Origin of the sequence: Bradyrhizobium sp. AUGA SZCCT0158 (assembly GCF_018130065.1) — a bacterium.
Taxonomy (GTDB): Bacteria; Pseudomonadota; Alphaproteobacteria; order Rhizobiales; family Xanthobacteraceae; genus Bradyrhizobium.
Map to the genome: position 1 here is coordinate 132,562 of NZ_JAFCME010000009.1, position 14,584 is coordinate 147,145.

At 62.5% G+C, this 14,584-nt stretch carries 14 protein-coding genes; 9 read left to right on the forward strand and 5 right to left on the reverse strand.

The features are described from left to right. The first annotated feature begins 78 nt into the window (after positions 1-78). Positions 79-282 (forward strand): hypothetical protein, encoded by a 204-nt coding sequence (locus tag JQ574_RS15255; RefSeq protein WP_192737942.1) that lies wholly within the window; start codon positions 79-81, stop codon positions 280-282. Positions 283-378: 96 nt separating this feature from the next. On the opposite strand, the gene JQ574_RS15260 is transcribed toward JQ574_RS15255, so the two are convergent. After that, positions 379-522 (reverse strand): hypothetical protein, encoded by a 144-nt coding sequence (locus tag JQ574_RS15260; protein WP_212207023.1) that lies wholly within the window; start codon positions 520-522, stop codon positions 379-381. A 232-nt stretch (positions 523-754) separates the two neighbouring features. Continuing rightward, complete coding sequence (locus JQ574_RS15265; protein WP_212207025.1) at positions 755-2,266, reverse strand: DHA2 family efflux MFS transporter permease subunit; 1,512 nt, start codon at positions 2,264-2,266, stop codon at positions 755-757. An 89-nt stretch (positions 2,267-2,355) separates the two neighbouring features. Here JQ574_RS15265 and JQ574_RS15270 point away from each other — a divergent pair, with 89 nt between their 5' ends. Together JQ574_RS15270 and JQ574_RS15275 are read left to right on the forward strand one after the other, a co-directional pair. Beyond that, positions 2,356-2,874, forward strand: a complete 519-nt coding sequence (locus tag JQ574_RS15270; protein ID WP_212207026.1) for a MarR family winged helix-turn-helix transcriptional regulator — start codon at positions 2,356-2,358, stop codon at positions 2,872-2,874. Then, positions 2,871-3,947, forward strand: coding sequence for an HlyD family secretion protein (locus JQ574_RS15275; protein WP_212207027.1), 1,077 nt, complete (start codon positions 2,871-2,873; stop codon positions 3,945-3,947). The genes JQ574_RS15270 and JQ574_RS15275 overlap by 4 nt, the downstream gene beginning before the upstream one ends. Positions 3,948-3,978: 31 nt before the next feature. Here the strand turns inward: JQ574_RS15275 and JQ574_RS15280 are convergent, their stop codons facing one another. Continuing rightward, positions 3,979-4,965, reverse strand: a complete 987-nt coding sequence (locus JQ574_RS15280) for a DUF808 domain-containing protein (protein ID WP_212207029.1) — start codon at positions 4,963-4,965, stop codon at positions 3,979-3,981. 310 nt (positions 4,966-5,275) lie between these two features. Here JQ574_RS15280 and JQ574_RS15285 point away from each other — a divergent pair, with 310 nt between their 5' ends. The 5 genes from JQ574_RS15285 (at position 5,276) to JQ574_RS15305 (ending at position 11,496) form a co-directional block, all read left to right on the forward strand. After that, positions 5,276-6,580, forward strand: coding sequence for a sorbosone dehydrogenase family protein (locus JQ574_RS15285; RefSeq protein ID WP_212207030.1), 1,305 nt, complete (start codon positions 5,276-5,278; stop codon positions 6,578-6,580). A 135-nt stretch (positions 6,581-6,715) separates the two neighbouring features. Next, positions 6,716-7,510 (forward strand): hypothetical protein, encoded by a 795-nt coding sequence (locus JQ574_RS15290; protein WP_212207031.1) that lies wholly within the window; start codon positions 6,716-6,718, stop codon positions 7,508-7,510. Between the two features lie 122 nt (positions 7,511-7,632). After that, positions 7,633-7,821, forward strand: a complete 189-nt coding sequence (locus tag JQ574_RS15295; RefSeq protein WP_212207033.1) for a hypothetical protein — start codon at positions 7,633-7,635, stop codon at positions 7,819-7,821. Positions 7,822-8,067: 246 nt separating this feature from the next. Next, entirely contained in the window at positions 8,068-9,351 is a 1,284-nt protein-coding gene (locus JQ574_RS15300; protein ID WP_212207034.1) for a cystathionine gamma-synthase family protein, read from the forward strand. 231 nt (positions 9,352-9,582) lie between these two features. After that, positions 9,583-11,496: a diguanylate cyclase gene (locus JQ574_RS15305; RefSeq protein WP_212207035.1), complete on the forward strand. Its 1,914-nt coding sequence runs from the start codon at positions 9,583-9,585 to the stop codon at positions 11,494-11,496. Positions 11,497-11,568: 72 nt separating this feature from the next. Here JQ574_RS15305 and JQ574_RS15310 read toward each other — a convergent pair whose 3' ends face one another. Next, positions 11,569-12,384 carry a bifunctional 2-polyprenyl-6-hydroxyphenol methylase/3-demethylubiquinol 3-O-methyltransferase UbiG gene (locus tag JQ574_RS15310; protein WP_212207038.1) on the reverse strand — a complete coding sequence of 272 codons (816 nt, stop codon included), beginning with the start codon at positions 12,382-12,384 and terminating at the stop codon, positions 11,569-11,571. A gap of 48 nt (positions 12,385-12,432) precedes the next feature. Here JQ574_RS15310 and JQ574_RS15315 point away from each other — a divergent pair, with 48 nt between their 5' ends. Beyond that, entirely contained in the window at positions 12,433-14,151 is a 1,719-nt protein-coding gene (locus JQ574_RS15315) for a sulfatase-like hydrolase/transferase (protein WP_212207039.1), read from the forward strand. A gap of 58 nt (positions 14,152-14,209) precedes the next feature. Here JQ574_RS15315 and JQ574_RS15320 read toward each other — a convergent pair whose 3' ends face one another. Next, positions 14,210-14,476, reverse strand: coding sequence for a hypothetical protein (locus JQ574_RS15320; RefSeq protein ID WP_212207040.1), 267 nt, complete (start codon positions 14,474-14,476; stop codon positions 14,210-14,212). Positions 14,477-14,584 lie beyond the last annotated feature (108 nt).

The following is a 14,584-nucleotide window of genomic DNA, read 5'->3' on the forward strand; positions in this document are numbered from 1 at the left end:
TGACCAGCCTCGATGCCGACCCTCGACGATCCCTTGGATGGGCGTCGGGGAGTGGACGGCCTATTGAAGGAGACAATCATGGCCAACACGCAAGCAACTCTGAACGCCGACGGCCTTGCGCCGTTGTCGGATGCCAAGCTGGACCAGGTCAGCGGCGGCTGGTTTCCCTTCATCGCCTTGGGCGTTGCATTGGGAATCGGCTACTGCATCGTGGATGGAACGCTCGACCCGAAGCCGGGCCCGAAGGGTGACTTCCCGATCGGTCCGAAGAACGTGGGTTGATTGGTTCGTCCGGTTGCCGCGAAGCGACGTCGTACCCAACAGGGTGCGGCGTCGTGCATTTGGGCGTCACGAAAGCGCGACTTGTTGAAGCCCGCTCTACTTCCGGCTGGCGGCAGGCAGCTGGACCGGGACGTGCGGCGAGGTGCTGATCACCCTTGTGCTGCCGTCCGAATAGGTCGGGCTCCGCTCGGCCTCGCTCCGGAGGGTTTCCAACAGGAGAAAGAATTTTTCTGAAAGCATGGCGTGCTCCACTTCATTGAGGATGCCACCGCTAATCTGGTGAAATTCGCTTCTTCAGTAACGGGCCAGTATACCTGACAATTATTTCAGGAAGTGTTCGTCAGATCACTAAAATGGCTTCATTGATGAGGAGAATTATTTCATCAGGGCCGGTCCCCGAAACACATATCACGGAAACGCGACTGCCGGCGTCCGTAAGAACCCGGTGATGTCGCATCGCATCAGCCGCCTCTCAAACCGTCTTGCGGCCCCGCACCATCAGGACGAACAAAACCGCGAGGCCCGACGTCACCGTGTACATCGTGAACGCGTTCAGATAGCCGATCATCATCGACTGGCGGCCGATCTCTTTTGCCATCCTGGCAAGACCCGGCACGGTGTCGAAGTTCCAGCCTCCGGTCAGGCCCGGTGTCGTCAACGCCCGGTTATAGGGTGAGATCATCTCGGTCATCCGGCTGTAGTTGGCCCCTGACGTGCGCACGATTTCGGCGATCGACAGCGAGATGAAGAAGCTCGATCCGATATTGCGCAGCAAATGGAAGATGGCGGACGCTTCCGCGTAATGCCTGGCGTCCAGCGTGCCGAACGCCACCGCCGTGATCGGCACCCAGACGACGCCGACGGCAAAGCCCTGGATCATGCTGTTGATGACCAGGATCTCCATTGTGACGTTGAGGTCGAAGGTCAGCATCCATAGCCCGGCCACGGTCTGCAGGCCAAAGCCGAAGGCCATCGTGAGACGCGGATCGAGCCGGTTCATCAAGCCGGCCATCATGAAGCCGACCAGCATTCCGAGGCCGCGCGATCCGATCACCTGTCCGACCAGGGCGTCGGGATAACCGGCCTGCTGCTGCAGCAGCGGCGGCAGCAACACCATCGGCGTGAAGTTCAGCATGCCGTAGATCGTCACCAGCGCCAGCCCGATCGCATAATTGCGGTCGGTCAGGAGTTTCAGGTTCACGAACGGATTGCGGGCGCCAAGGCTGTGAATGAGGAAAACATAGAACGCGATGCCCGCAATCAGGCATTCGACCACGATCTCGGTCGAGTCGAACCAGTCCAGCCGTGCGCCGCGCGCGAGCACCAGCTGAATGGCCGCCAGCGCCGTTGCCAGCGCGATGAAACCGGTCCAGTCGAAGCGGACCTTGGTCAACTGGTTGTCTGAAGGCAGCGTCCAGGCCATGCCGACCGTGGCCGCAATCCCGATCGGCACCAGCATGTAGAACGACCAGCGCCAGCTATGCGCCTCGGCGAGATAGCCGCCATACACCGGGCCGAACACCGGCGCGACCGCGACCGCCATGCCGAAGATCGACATCACCATGGAGTGCTGGTGGCGCGGGAAGGTCGCGAACAGGATCGACTGCGACAGCGGTACCAGCGGCGCCCCGGCGCCGCCCTGCAGGATGCGCCACAGCACCAGCCCCTCTAGCGATTGCGCCATGCCGCAGAGCAACGTCGCCAGCGTGAACCATCCGACCGACCACACCATCACGCGCCTGCTGCCGAAGCGGGACACCAGCCAGCCGGTCATCGGCGTCACGACAGCGGTCGCCAGGATGTTGAAGGTCATCACCCAGGCGACCTCGTCCTGGGTCGCCGACAGCGCGCCCTGCATCTGCGGCAGGATGGTCGACGTCGTCAGCAACGCCGTGCCGTACAGCGAAGAGCCGAGCACGACCGTCATCAGCGTCAAATATCGCTGCGCCGTGGACAGGGTCCCGGCGGGGTCCTCGACTTCCATGCTGGTGGAACTCAGGGTGATGTCCCTTGCGGCAGCTGATGTCAAATACTAACCTAGCTTACTAATTTCAGGGCGGCTACAACAGCGCCATGCCGAATACCGACGAATATATTGGGGTTGTGATTTCGGACGTTGCCCGCCTGTTGCGGACCGAGTTCGATCGCCGCGTGCGTCGCCTCGGCATCACGCGGGCGCAATGGCTGGTGTTGACCCGCCTGCACCGGCGCCCCGGCGCCTCGCATTCCGAACTGGCCGAGATGATGGAGGTCGAGAAGGCCACCGCCGGCCGCATGATCGACCGGCTGGTGGCCAATGGGTGGGTAGAGCGCCGCACGCAAGCGGACGACCGCCGCGTCAAGCGCGTGTATCTGACCAAGGAGGCCGAGCGGGTCCACAAGCGGATCTGGCGCATCGCCGAGGATACGGTCGATGCCGGGCTCGCCGATCTCGCCGGGCCCGAACGCAAACAGCTGATGACTTTGTTGCAGCGCATCAAGAAAACCCTGGTGTCGACGGACAACGGCGAGGGTGAGGGTGAGTTGGCGACCGCCCCGCGAAAGCGAGTTTCATTGACGACCGGCCGGCTCAACGGCAGGGCCGCGCCATGACCAAGCGGATGAAGCGATTGGCACTGGTCGGCGTGCCCCTGTTGGTCCTGGTGGGCGCGCTGGCGTTCTGGCTGCAGGGCGGCCGCCACATCTCGACCGAGAACGCGTTCGTCAAGGCTGACATCGCCCAGATCGCCAGCGAGGTTCAGGGGCGCATCACCGAGTTGCGGATCCGCGATCATTCGGCCGTCGCCGCCGGCGACGTGCTGCTTCGCCTCGATCCGACGCCCTACCAATTGGCGCTCGCCAAGGCCGAAGCGGAGATCGATTCCGCGCGCGCCGCCGTCGAGCAGCTCAAGGCCAGCCTGCGCGAGATCCGGGCCGAGACAAAGGAGGCGGAGAACAAGCTGTCGTATCTCCAGACGCTGGCCAGACGCCAGCGTGAACTGTCCGGACGTGGCGTCGCCTCGACCGCGAAGGTCGAGCAGACCAACAGCGAAGAGCAGGAAGGCGAAGATCGCGTCGCGGTGCTGCACCAGCGCATCGCGCGCGTCGAGGCCGCCCTCGGCGGCAAGCCCGACCGGCCGACCGATGCGTTCGCCGCCGTGCGCGAAAAACTGGCGGTGCGCGATCGTGCCGCGCTCGACCTTGCCTATACCGAGATCAAGGCGCCGAAGGCGGGCGTGGTGGTCAATTTCAAGCTGCAGCTCGGCGAGCAGGTCAAGGCGCAGTCGCCGCTGTTCGCGCTGGTCACCGACCGCAGGCCTTGGCTGGAGGCGAATTTCAAGGAAACTGACCTGACCTATGTGACGGTGGGGCAGAAGGCCAAGGTCGTGCTGGATATGCATCCCGACGTCACCTGGGACGCGGTAGTGGAAAGCATCAGCCCGGCGACCGGCGCGGAGTTCGCGATCTTGCCGGCGCAGAATGCCTCGGGCAATTGGGTCAAGGTCGTGCAGCGCCTGCCGGTGCGGCTGCAGCTGGTTGCACGATCAGGCGAGCCGCCGCTGCGCGCCGGCATGACCGCCTATGTCAGCATCGACACAAGGCGCGCCCGCAGCCTCGCAAGGCTGCTCGGCGGTGGACCGGCGGTTGCCGCAAACCCCGCGCAGGAGACGGTCAAGACCGATTAGTTTTCGGCCACCAGACCCGAAGCGCGTGCTGTCAGCCCGGCAGAAGCCGCTTCACTTGTTTCCACGCGGGCGCCACGGCATATCCGATGACCGGGATTGACGCCGCGCCGACCACCAGTCCGATCACGCCTGAGATGGCCGCCTCGACGATCCATTTGAGCAAACCGGCGACCGCCGGCAGGGCGTGGGCCGCAGCGTCGGTGGCGGCGTGGACGGCATGACCGATCGAAGGCGGTCCGTACGCCTCGATACCGTGCAAGATGATGCCGCCGCCGACCCAGATCATGGCTGCGGTGCCGACCGCACTGAGAAATATCAGGAAGACGGGCATGCCCCGGACGAGGGCATGTCCCAGACCGCGGCTGATACTGCCAATGGCCGAGGCATTGTCGTTCTGCGCCAGCGCCACACCGGCGTCGTCGGCCTTCACGATCAGCGCTACCACGCCATACACCGCGACGGTGATCCCGATTGCGACAACCGCCAGCACGATGGCCTGCTTCAGGATGCTGCCAGCGGGCAGGGCCGCCAGTGTAATCGCCATGATCTCCGCCGAAAGGATGAAGTCGGTCTTGATGGCGCTCGCGACTTTCTGGTCCTCGAGCGTCTGCGCCTGCAACGCCACCGTGCCGAGCTCGGCCTCATGCTGGTGCGCATGATGGGGCATGACGGCTTCGTACAGTTTTTCAACGCCTTCGTAGCAGAGATAGGCGCCGCCAAACATCAGCAGCGGCGTGATCGCCGAAGGCAGGAAGTAGCTGAGCGCCAGCGCAGCGGGGAGCAGGATCAGGAGCTTGTTGCGAAGCGATCCCGCCGCGATCTTGCCCACGATCGGCAGTTCGCGCTTGGCTGCGAATCCGATAACGTAACCTGGCGTCACCGCGGTATCGTCGATGACGACACCGGCCGCCTTTACCCCCGCCCTGGCGGCCTGGCTGACCACATCGTCGAGGGAAGCCGCTGCCACCTTTGCGATCGCCGCGATATCGTCGAGAAGGGCGATCAGTCCGACGCTCATCGATAAATCCCGTTCATGATTCGCGGGTTCCTCGCCGAGCGTGACCCTCCGCAGATTGAGCTTTGACAGCGGATCGGCTTTTACAGCATCAAGCTGACTTTCACGATCTGCTTTTTCGACGCAATCCAGACTTGCAGTTCAGCGCACGAGGTTTCAACGCGCGGAGACGTCGGCTATAGCGTTTTCGAGCGAGGTGGATACCGGTTCGCGTCAAGAAAACGCGTCAAAACAGGAATTTAGAGCAAGATCGGTTCTGATTTGATCAGAACCGATCTTGTTCTAGTGTGCGCGCGATCCAAAGGGGAATAGCATGAGTTTTTCTGCAATTTTTGCGCGCATCGTCGCGCTGATCGGCGGGGCTGCCTTGTTTTGGCGCAAATTGCAGGGCGACGCACCGAAGCCTGCCTGGGGCAGCGCGCCCGTGGTGCCGGAGGCGAAGCCGCAGGGCGCCATTCCAACGCTCAAGATGCCGTCGGCGAGGGGCTGGGATGACGGGCAGAAGCCGACGGCAGCACCGGGGCTCAAGGTCAATGCATTTGCGACCGGCCTGAAACATCCGCGCTGGATCAACATGATGCCCAACGGCGACGTCCTGATTGCGGAATCTAACCAGGTCGCAGGTCCGGTCAGAAACGTGTTCGGCTATGCGATGCAGGCGACGATGCGGCGGGCCGCGGCGCTTGGCGAAAGCGCGAACCGCATCACGCTGCTCCGCGACGCGGATGGCGATGGCGTCGCCGAGAAGCGCGGGGTTTTCATGGAAGGGCTGAACCAGCCGTTCGGCATGGCGCTGGTCGGCGACACCTTTTATGTCGGCAACACTGACGGCGTCGTGGCGTTCCCCTATGTGGCGAACGCCGATAGGATTACGGCAACAGGTCGCAAACTCGTCACCTTCAAGCCGGGCGGGCATTGGACGCGGAGCCTGCTGCCGAGCCCGGATGGCAAGAAGCTTTACGCCGGTGTCGGCTCGCTCACCAACATTGCCGACAACGGCATGGAAGTGGAAGAAGGCCGTGCCGCGATCCATGAGCTCGATCTCGCCGGCGGCACCAGCCGCATCTTTGCCGGCGGCCTGCGCAATGCGGTCGGCATGGCCTGGGAACCGCAGACCGGCGTGCTCTGGACTGTGGTCAACGAGCGCGATGGCCTCGGCGACGAGACCCCTCCGGATTATCTGACCTCGGTGCGCGATGGCGGCTTCTACGGCTGGCCCTATTGCTACTGGGGCCAGACGGTGGACGATCGGGTGCCGCAGGATCCGGCCATGGTCGCCAAGGCGATCACGCCGGACTATGCGCTCGGCGGGCACACCGCGTCGCTCGGTCTTTGCTGGGTGCCCGCAGGCACGCTGCCGGGTTTTCCCGATGGCATGGCGATCGGCCAGCACGGCTCCTGGAACCGCAGCACGCTGAGCGGTTACAAGCTCGTTTTTGTGCCGTTCGAGAACGGGCGTCCGTCAGGGCCGGCGCGGGATATTCTGTCCGGCTTCCTCGCACCCGACGAGAAGGAATCCTATGGACGACCGGTCGGGGTGGTGGTCGGTCCCGACGGCCGGTCGCTCCTGATGGCGGACGATGTCGGCGACGTGATCTGGCGCGTCACCGGCGCGTAGCAGAACTGAGCGTGCCCGCGACGGCTGGATCGGCGAACGAAAGCGCCGGCCGGCCGTCACGGATGTGGCGGTAATCTTGTGTTGCGCAGCTTGCCGGAAGTGTTGAGAATTAGCGCTCGTGTTTAGCAACTGAATTTGGCCCTTGTCGCGGAAAAGGTCCTGTTAGTGCGCGTTGCCGGGTGGATATTGCTGATTGCCGGGGCTCTGCTTTGCGTCACGCTGGTATGGGCGACGGTTGGGTTCCTGCTGATGGGCGTCGGCCTGCTGTCACTCCTGGTGGCAGAGAACAAGCGACGGCGGGTGAGTGTCGCAACGTTAAGCCGCGCGCCAGCCGATGAGCGAATGGCGCAGCCACCGGTTCCTGAACCGGTCGTCTCTCACGAACCCCTGAAGCCGATAAGCCCACCGGCGGTTTCCTATGACAGGCAGGCATGGCGCCAGCTAGTTGAAAGCGATGCCGATCTCGCGCGGATAACCTCCGTGTTGGCCGACTACGGCCAGCAATATGTGGACGAGTTAGCCAGCGAATACATGGCTGACGTCGACAAGCAGCGCCTTCCCGCCATCGTTGAGGGCATCATCGGAAGAGCGAGCAAGAGTGCTGCGCCGCGTGGCAATGGCAGGCTGGCTGTCGACGACAGGCCGCCCAATCCGGTTGGTGCCTCAACGGCGGCCCGTCGGCCGGATCGGCCGCCGAAGTTATTGCCGGAGGCGACATTAAAGCTTTCCGAAAAATCGCCCGATTCCGCGGCCTCGCCGGTCGAACCGGCCAAACAGGAAGCTATTGGCGTACCCGCCGAGCCGCCAACTGCAGTGGATCCTGCACCGGGCGAGGGAGACCGCAACAAGACGATCATCAGCGCTGATGACGAACTCACCGCCATGCTCGGCAAATTGTCTGCGGATGCGGCCACGCCAACCAAGAGCTGAGCGCTGCCGCGGTTCAGCCATCACATTGCCGCGATAGGCCGGCCAATCTTGCATTAGCCATACTTCGACCACGAGCCGCTGGCTTGATTTGCGCGCACCCGAAAACAAAACGGGAGATCGCAATGAAGCGAGACATCGGGGTGATAAGCGGCGCGACGCTCGCAATTGGCGTGATCATGTGGGCGTTCGTGGGCAATCCGGCCAGCACGAAGCGAACCAATGTAGCGCAGCACGTGACTCAGGCGATCGACGCTGCGCCGGAACTCAAGCATGTGACTGAGCGCAGCCCGTATATGCGGTCCGAGCGCTGACCAGGCTGAGATGAACGATACTCCTTGCCTCGCGCCGGTTTTGCCGGCCCAGCTGCGACAGTAGCTCGCACGGGCGCAATGATCGCCTTGCCTGCGAACGCAGTGAATTCAGCTCCGGATGTTGCTAGGCTGCTCCTCGGATCGGTGACCCGAGTCGTTGGATGCCGTCATATCCAATACTACCGGCGCTTGCCGACGACCCCCCACAAAGGGGAACGTTTCTGAATGCAGCCAGCGAGGCAGGCCATGGTGAAACCGTTTCCATCCAAGACCCACATCGGCAACCACATGCTGCATCCGGAAACCTTGATGCTGAACTACGGCTACGATCCGCAATTGTCGGAAGGCGCCGTCAAGCCGCCGGTGTTCCTGACCTCGACCTTCGTGTTTCGGACCGCCGAAGACGGTCAGGATTTCTTCGATTTCGTGTCGGGCCGGCGCGAGCCGCCCGAGGGGATGGGCGCCGGCCTGGTCTATTCGCGGTTCAATCATCCCAACAGCGAGATCGTCGAGGACAGGCTTGCGGTCTATGAGCGCACCGAGAAATGCGCGCTGTTCTCGTCCGGCATGTCGGCGATTTCGACGGCGATCCTCGCCTTCGTCCGCCCCGGTGACGTCATTTTGCACTCGCAACCGCTCTATGGAGGCACAGAAACCCTGTTCACGAAAACGCTTGCGGGCCTCTCGATCAGCTCGGTGGGTTTTGCCGACGGCATCGACGAAGCCGCGGTGCAGCTGGCGGCGGAGGACGCCATGCGCAAGGGACGGGTTTCGATGATCTTCATCGAGACCCCGGCCAACCCCACCAACGGCCTGGTCGATATCGCGATGGTCCGCCGCGTCGCCGAGAACATTGGCGAGGCGCAGGATCACACGCCGATCGTCGCGTGCGACAATACGCTGCTCGGGCCGGTGTTTCAGCGGCCGATCGAACACGGCGCGGATCTGTCACTGTACTCGCTGACCAAATATATCGGCGGCCATTCCGACCTGATCGCGGGCGCGGCGCTCGGCTCGAAAGCCCTGATGAAGGACATCAAGGCGCTGCGCGGCGCGATCGGCACCCAGCTCGACCCGCATTCCTGCTGGATGCTTTCCAGGTCGCTCGAGACCTTGAGCATCCGCATGGAAAAAGCCGACGCAAACGCACGGCTGGTGGCGGATTTTCTGCGCGACCACGCCAAGGTGGCGCATGTCCATTACCTCGGCCATCACGATGCGAACTCGCCGGCCGGGCGTCTTTTCGCGGGGCAATGCACCGGCGCGGGCTCGACGTTTTCGTTCGACATCGTCGGCGGCCAGGCCGCCGCCTTCAAATTCCTCAACGCGCTGCAGATCTTCAAGCTGGCGGTCAGTCTCGGCGGCACCGAGTCGCTGGCCAGCCTGCCGGCGAGCATGACCCATTCCGGCGTTCCCGCCGACATCCGCCAGAAAATCGGCGTGCTCGAGTCCACGATCCGGTTGTCGATCGGCATCGAGCACCCATCCGATCTGATCGCCGATATCGCGCAGGCCTTGAACGCGGCGTAGCTGTGCGCCTCGCATGATGCCCGCTTGGCGCCGGGGCGGACGCTCCCGCTGGGGCAGCTTTGCTGCGGGCCGTGCCCAAAGCAACCTCCATGGTTAATGAAGTACGATCGCATTTCTTAACATCCGATACAGCACGAGGGCGAAACACTCACCCATTCCGCCGTTGCTGTTGTAGAGGCAACGCGGCGTTAAGCCCTCCATGGAAGTTTGCTCGGATCGGAGCAGTCTCAGATGACCAGCAGCCGCCGGGAACTTGGCAAAACACATCTCCCGTTGTGGGCGGCGGGATTTGTGGCGTTGGCTTGCGTAGCAATTCTTGCGTTAAGCGGCTGGCGCGAATGGGAATCCCGCCAGGTCGACCTGAAGAACGCCGAAGTGGACATGGCCAATCTTGCCCGCTCGCTGACGCAGCATGCCGAAGATAGTTTTGATCTGGCTGACACCATCCTCGCCGGAATGACCGACCGCATGGAGACCGGCGGAACCAGCCCCGCAGCGGTCGAAAAGATCCGGACGTTTCTTCAATCGCGCAAGTACAACCGGCAGCGTATCCGCGGCATCTTCGTCTATGACGAAACCGGTCGCTGGCTCGCAACCACCGAAGACGTCAATCTCGCCGGTCTCAACAACGGCGATCGCGACTATTTCCAACAACATCGTGCCTCCACCGACCGCGGGACGCTGGTTGGCCGGCCGGTCAAGAGCCGTTCGGGAGGGCAGTGGATCATCACCCTGTCCCGCCGCTTTAATCACCCCGATGGCAGTTTTGCCGGCGTGGTGTTGACCAGCATCGACGTGGCCTATTTCACGCAATTCTACCGGCGATTTGACATCGGGCCGAACGGCTCGGTGTCGCTGTTGAATGCCGATGGCATCATGCTGGCGCGCAGCCGTGACGAAGACGGCAGCAATGTCGGACGCGATATGTCCAAGGCGCCGTTGTTCCGGACTCTGAAAGACCGCCCCAGTGCCAGCGTCTATTACTTTAAATCGCCGCTGGACGGCCTTGAGCGCTTGAGCTTCTACCAGCTGAGCAGCCGATATCCCATCATGGTTCTGGCGACCAAGGCGCGAGACGATGTGCTGGCGCCATGGCGCGAGCAATCGTTCATACGTCTGGCTGTCGTCGCAGGCCTTACTTTGGTGATCGCGCTGACCGGCTTTGCCTTTGTGCGTTACCTGCTGCAGCGGCAACGCATGGCGGCAGCCCTTGTGGCCAAGGAGGCGGATTTTCGCCTGCTCGCCGAACAGTGCAGCGATGTGGTGATGCGTGTCGGGCTGGATGAGCGGATTCTCTACGTTTCGCCGTCATGCGCCCGCGTTTTCGGCCACGACCCCGCCAAGTTGCTGGGAGCGCCGGCCCTTGCGGCGATCAACGCCGAGGACCGGCCGCGGGTTGAGCAGGCCATCGCGGCATTGAAAAACGGCGAGGCCGAAGAGGCGCGGCTCATCTACCGCGTCCGTCACCGCGAAAAGAATGAGATCTGGGTCGAGACCGCCCTGCGCGTCACTCGCGCGACTGAGACCGACAAGATCGACGGCGTGGTCGCAATCTCGCGCGACATGACCGAGCAACAGGATTTGCAGCACAAGCTAGAGGCGCTTGCCACCTCCGATGGATTGACAGGACTGGCCAATCGCCGCCATTTCGACGAACGCCTGTCGGAGGAATGGGCGCGCGCCAAGCGCGATGGCACGCCGTTATCGCTATTGTTGATCGACGTCGACCATTTCAAGAAATTCAATGATCACTATGGTCACCAGGCCGGAGACGCCTGCCTGCGCGCGCTGGCGCGGATCCTGGACGCGCAAATTCGCAGGCCGGCAGATCTGGCAGCCCGCTACGGCGGCGAAGAGTTCGTGCTGCTCCTGCCCAACACCGATTCGGAAGGCTGCATGCAGGTCGGCGAAAGGGTGCGTGAAGCGCTTCTCGAACTCGGCATGCTGCACGCGCTCAACCCGCCTTCCAAACTCATTACGGTCAGTCTCGGCGGTGCGACGAATGTCCCGGCCCAGAGCATGACCGAGCACGCGGCCCTGATTGCCGCAGCGGATCGGGCGCTCTATTCGGCCAAGAATGGAGGGCGCGATCGGCTGGTGATGTCAGGACAAGTCGTCGCTTGGCCTGATGCCAGAAGCGCCTGATACAGGAGCTCTTGATGTAAGAGCGCCTGAAGCCAGGAGCGCCTGAGGCTGGATGCCTCGCGGCGCCGATTTTCACGAACCCTTTTTAGCCCTGACCGAATACGACAACGGCATCCGCGGCACGCCATCGGCAAGCCGCCACAGCCTTTCCGATGCCGGTACCAGGCTTGGCAGACCGCGCCAGGGCAACACTTCGTGCTCCCTGAACATCGTAATCGTCAGTCCGGCATCGATCAGGCCGCCGAGCACGGCCGAGAGCGAGTGGATCCACTCGCGGGTCGATCGATGCGACATGATCGTGGGATCGCCGGTGTAGGTGGTCTCGTTTGCGAACTGCAGCGGCCGGTCGGCAGGCGTTTGAAAATCGTAGGTGGGAACAAGCCTGCCGTCGAATTCTTCCATCACCGTGAAGGTTGGATGCGCGTCCGCGAAATAGAGCTCGCCACCCGGCGCCAGCACGGACGCAATGGTCTCTGCCCATTTCTTCATATCGGGCAGCCAGCAAATGGTGCCCCAGGTGGTGAAGACGAGATCGAATGGGCCCGGCGTCAGGACAGGGGCCTGATCGACGGTCCCCTCGACGAAGTCCGCCTTCAGCCCGGTCTCATCGGAGAGGCGCCGCGCCACATCCAGTGCGGCTGGAGAAAAATCCAGCCCGGTCGCTATTGCGCCGCGCCGCACCAGGCACAGCGTGTCGCGGCCGATGTGGCACTGCAGGTGCAGGACGCGCTTTCCCCTGATGTCACCGAGTTCCGCCACTTCAATCGCACTCAGCGCGTCCGCGCCCGCCCGAAACCGGTCGAGCATGTATTCACCGTTGGTATCGCGTGCATGAATGGCGGTGCGCTCATCCCAGTTCCGGCGATTGATGGCGAAGGGGTCGGTCATGTCTGCTCCATCTTGATGACCCCTAGCAGATTTCAAGGTCCTTCGCGAATGCACGCTTTCGCCATCGTGGACGTCGATTCATTCCTCTGGCATCTTGTCGAGATGTCGTTGGCCCTGATCATCCTGATCGCTCTCGCCGTTCTTTGGTTTGCGGAACGCAGCCTTGAGCACCTTGCATTGGCTGCGGCCGGGCTGTGTTTGTGCACCGCAATGCTGCTGTTTGTCGTTAGCGATCTGGAACGCGCGATCCTGTTGTCATCCATCGCGGCGGCGGCAATTTTCGGAGCGTCGAGAGTCAAACATGATCACAGCGGGATCAAACTCATTGCAACCGATCTGCCGCTGGCTTTTGCGGGAACAGTTCCATTTTTATTGGTGCAGTATCCACTCGCACTGTCGGCTGCGCTGGCCGGAAGCATCACGCTCATGCTGGCCGCGGTCGCGACCCTGATCTATGTGCGCGGACCGCCAGTAGCGTTTGAACTCCAAATCCTGTTTTTCGGCATGGCTTGTATTGGCCTGGTGGCAGCCTACCAAGCAAGCGGCGGGCCGGTACCTTTCCAGCGCAATGCGGCGCTCCGCCGCTGTTTTCTTTCCAGCTTCATCGCTTCGCTGCTCAACCCGCTTTCCTGGCGGCCGTCCGGCGGGCTCGCGCTGAGCGATATCGCCAAAGACCCGCTGCCGCTGATGGCGGCCGTACCGGCGCGCAGCCTCGACTATCCCGACATCATCGTGATCCAGCACGAGTCGATCTTCGATCCGCGCCTGTTTGGTCTCCCGGTTGAGCCGATTGTCGAATCGTTTCTGTCACCGGAAGACGGACTCCATGGCAGCCTCAACGTGGATATTTTCGGCGGAGGATCGTGGCAATCGGAATTCAGCCTGCTGACGGGCCTTTCAAGCGCGAGCTTCGGTTCGAACGCCTATTTTCTCTTCAAGCGCGGGGCCGGCCGCTTCCACAGCAGTCTTCCAGGGACGCTCTCGGCGCTCGGATACAGAACAATGCTGACTTCGAGCTGCCGCCGCAGCTTTCTCAGCTATGACAGGTTCTACCGTTCAATAGGGATCAACGAGCGTCTCTTCACGGATGATTTTGAACCGCCCTTCGACGTCGATCGTTTCGAAACCACGAATTCCGATGCGCTGTTTCTGGACGCCGCGCTCAATGCGCATATGAACGGCATTGCCGACGATGCCTCACCTCGCTTTCTATACGCGCTGACCAACTTCAATCACGGCCCGCACAACCGAAACCTGGTTGCCCCCGGGCGCTATGAAGGCGAGCGGGCGTTTGCCGCCGCGAGCCTTCCCGATGCACATTATGCCGAGTATTACGCGCGGCTGGTCGAGACCGCCGTGACCTGGAATAAACTCAAGTCCGAGCTTTCCTCCCGTTTTCCCAGGCGTCCGACACTCATTGTGCACTATGGCGATCATCAGCCCGTCATGACCCGGCGGATCGAGAAAAAACTCAAGCTCGGCCCGGACGCGAGGCGGCAGTTCCGCACGTTCTACGCCATGGAAACCTTGAATGACTTCCCTGATCGAATTCCGCGTGGACGCGGCCCGGACCTGGATATCGCCTTTCTCGGCACCGTGGCCTTGCAGCATGCCGGTCTGCCGCTGGATGAGATCTTCGCGACGCGCGCGAGCCTGCTTGAACAGTGCGGCGGCGCCTACTTCGCATCTTCGTCGGAACGGAAACGACGGTTTCACCGGACCCTGGTGGATCTGGGCGTGATCGACGTGGCACCAGCCGTGCGATAACAGCGCTAGATATTCGCCGCAGGGCAGGGGCGTCACCGTGTAGACTGCAGTCTCGATATCAGTCGTCGCGGTAGCGGTACGGCGGTCGGACACGGATCGAGCGGCTCCGCCGCTCCTCCCAGGCCTCGGTACGCTGCCATCCGCGGCTGCGGCCGCGGCCGTCCTCAATCACCAGCGTGTCGACGCGGCTGCAGCGGCCGTTTGAGCAGTTGGATGAGGAATTCGATGACTGACTTCCGGCCATCACCGGAGAGACGGCGAGGCTCGCAGCGGAGGCGAGGCCGAAGAGAACAATACGGAGTTCGCGCTTGCTTCGGTAGGACATGAGAGGTTCTCCCGCACGTTTGATTGACAACTTCGGTTCCCTCCAATGCGTTCCATCAGGCGGTCCAACAATGATGCCTCCTGTGCGGTTTCACAGGCTTGACCACCG

Excerpts from the sequence above, each read along its gene's own strand:
- JQ574_RS15275 (WP_212207027.1), top strand. The coding sequence starts at position 2,871 with ATGACCAAGCGGATGAAGCGATTGGCACTGGTCGGCGTGCCCCTGTTG.
- JQ574_RS15320 (WP_212207040.1), bottom strand. The coding sequence starts at position 14,476 with ATGTCCTACCGAAGCAAGCGCGAACTCCGTATTGTTCTCTTCGGCCTC.
- JQ574_RS15255 (WP_192737942.1), top strand. The coding sequence starts at position 79 with ATGGCCAACACGCAAGCAACTCTGAACGCCGACGGCCTTGCGCCGTTG.
- JQ574_RS15305 (WP_212207035.1), top strand. The coding sequence starts at position 9,583 with ATGACCAGCAGCCGCCGGGAACTTGGCAAAACACATCTCCCGTTGTGG.
- JQ574_RS15315 (WP_212207039.1), top strand. The coding sequence starts at position 12,433 with ATGCACGCTTTCGCCATCGTGGACGTCGATTCATTCCTCTGGCATCTT.
- JQ574_RS15310 (WP_212207038.1), bottom strand. The coding sequence starts at position 12,384 with ATGACCGACCCCTTCGCCATCAATCGCCGGAACTGGGATGAGCGCACC.
- JQ574_RS15260 (WP_212207023.1), bottom strand. The coding sequence starts at position 522 with ATGCTTTCAGAAAAATTCTTTCTCCTGTTGGAAACCCTCCGGAGCGAG.
- JQ574_RS15285 (WP_212207030.1), top strand. The coding sequence starts at position 5,276 with ATGAGTTTTTCTGCAATTTTTGCGCGCATCGTCGCGCTGATCGGCGGG.
- JQ574_RS15300 (WP_212207034.1), top strand. The coding sequence starts at position 8,068 with ATGGTGAAACCGTTTCCATCCAAGACCCACATCGGCAACCACATGCTG.
- JQ574_RS15280 (WP_212207029.1), bottom strand. The coding sequence starts at position 4,965 with ATGAGCGTCGGACTGATCGCCCTTCTCGACGATATCGCGGCGATCGCA.
- JQ574_RS15295 (WP_212207033.1), top strand. The coding sequence starts at position 7,633 with ATGAAGCGAGACATCGGGGTGATAAGCGGCGCGACGCTCGCAATTGGC.
- JQ574_RS15265 (WP_212207025.1), bottom strand. The coding sequence starts at position 2,266 with ATGGAAGTCGAGGACCCCGCCGGGACCCTGTCCACGGCGCAGCGATAT.
- JQ574_RS15270 (WP_212207026.1), top strand. The coding sequence starts at position 2,356 with ATGCCGAATACCGACGAATATATTGGGGTTGTGATTTCGGACGTTGCC.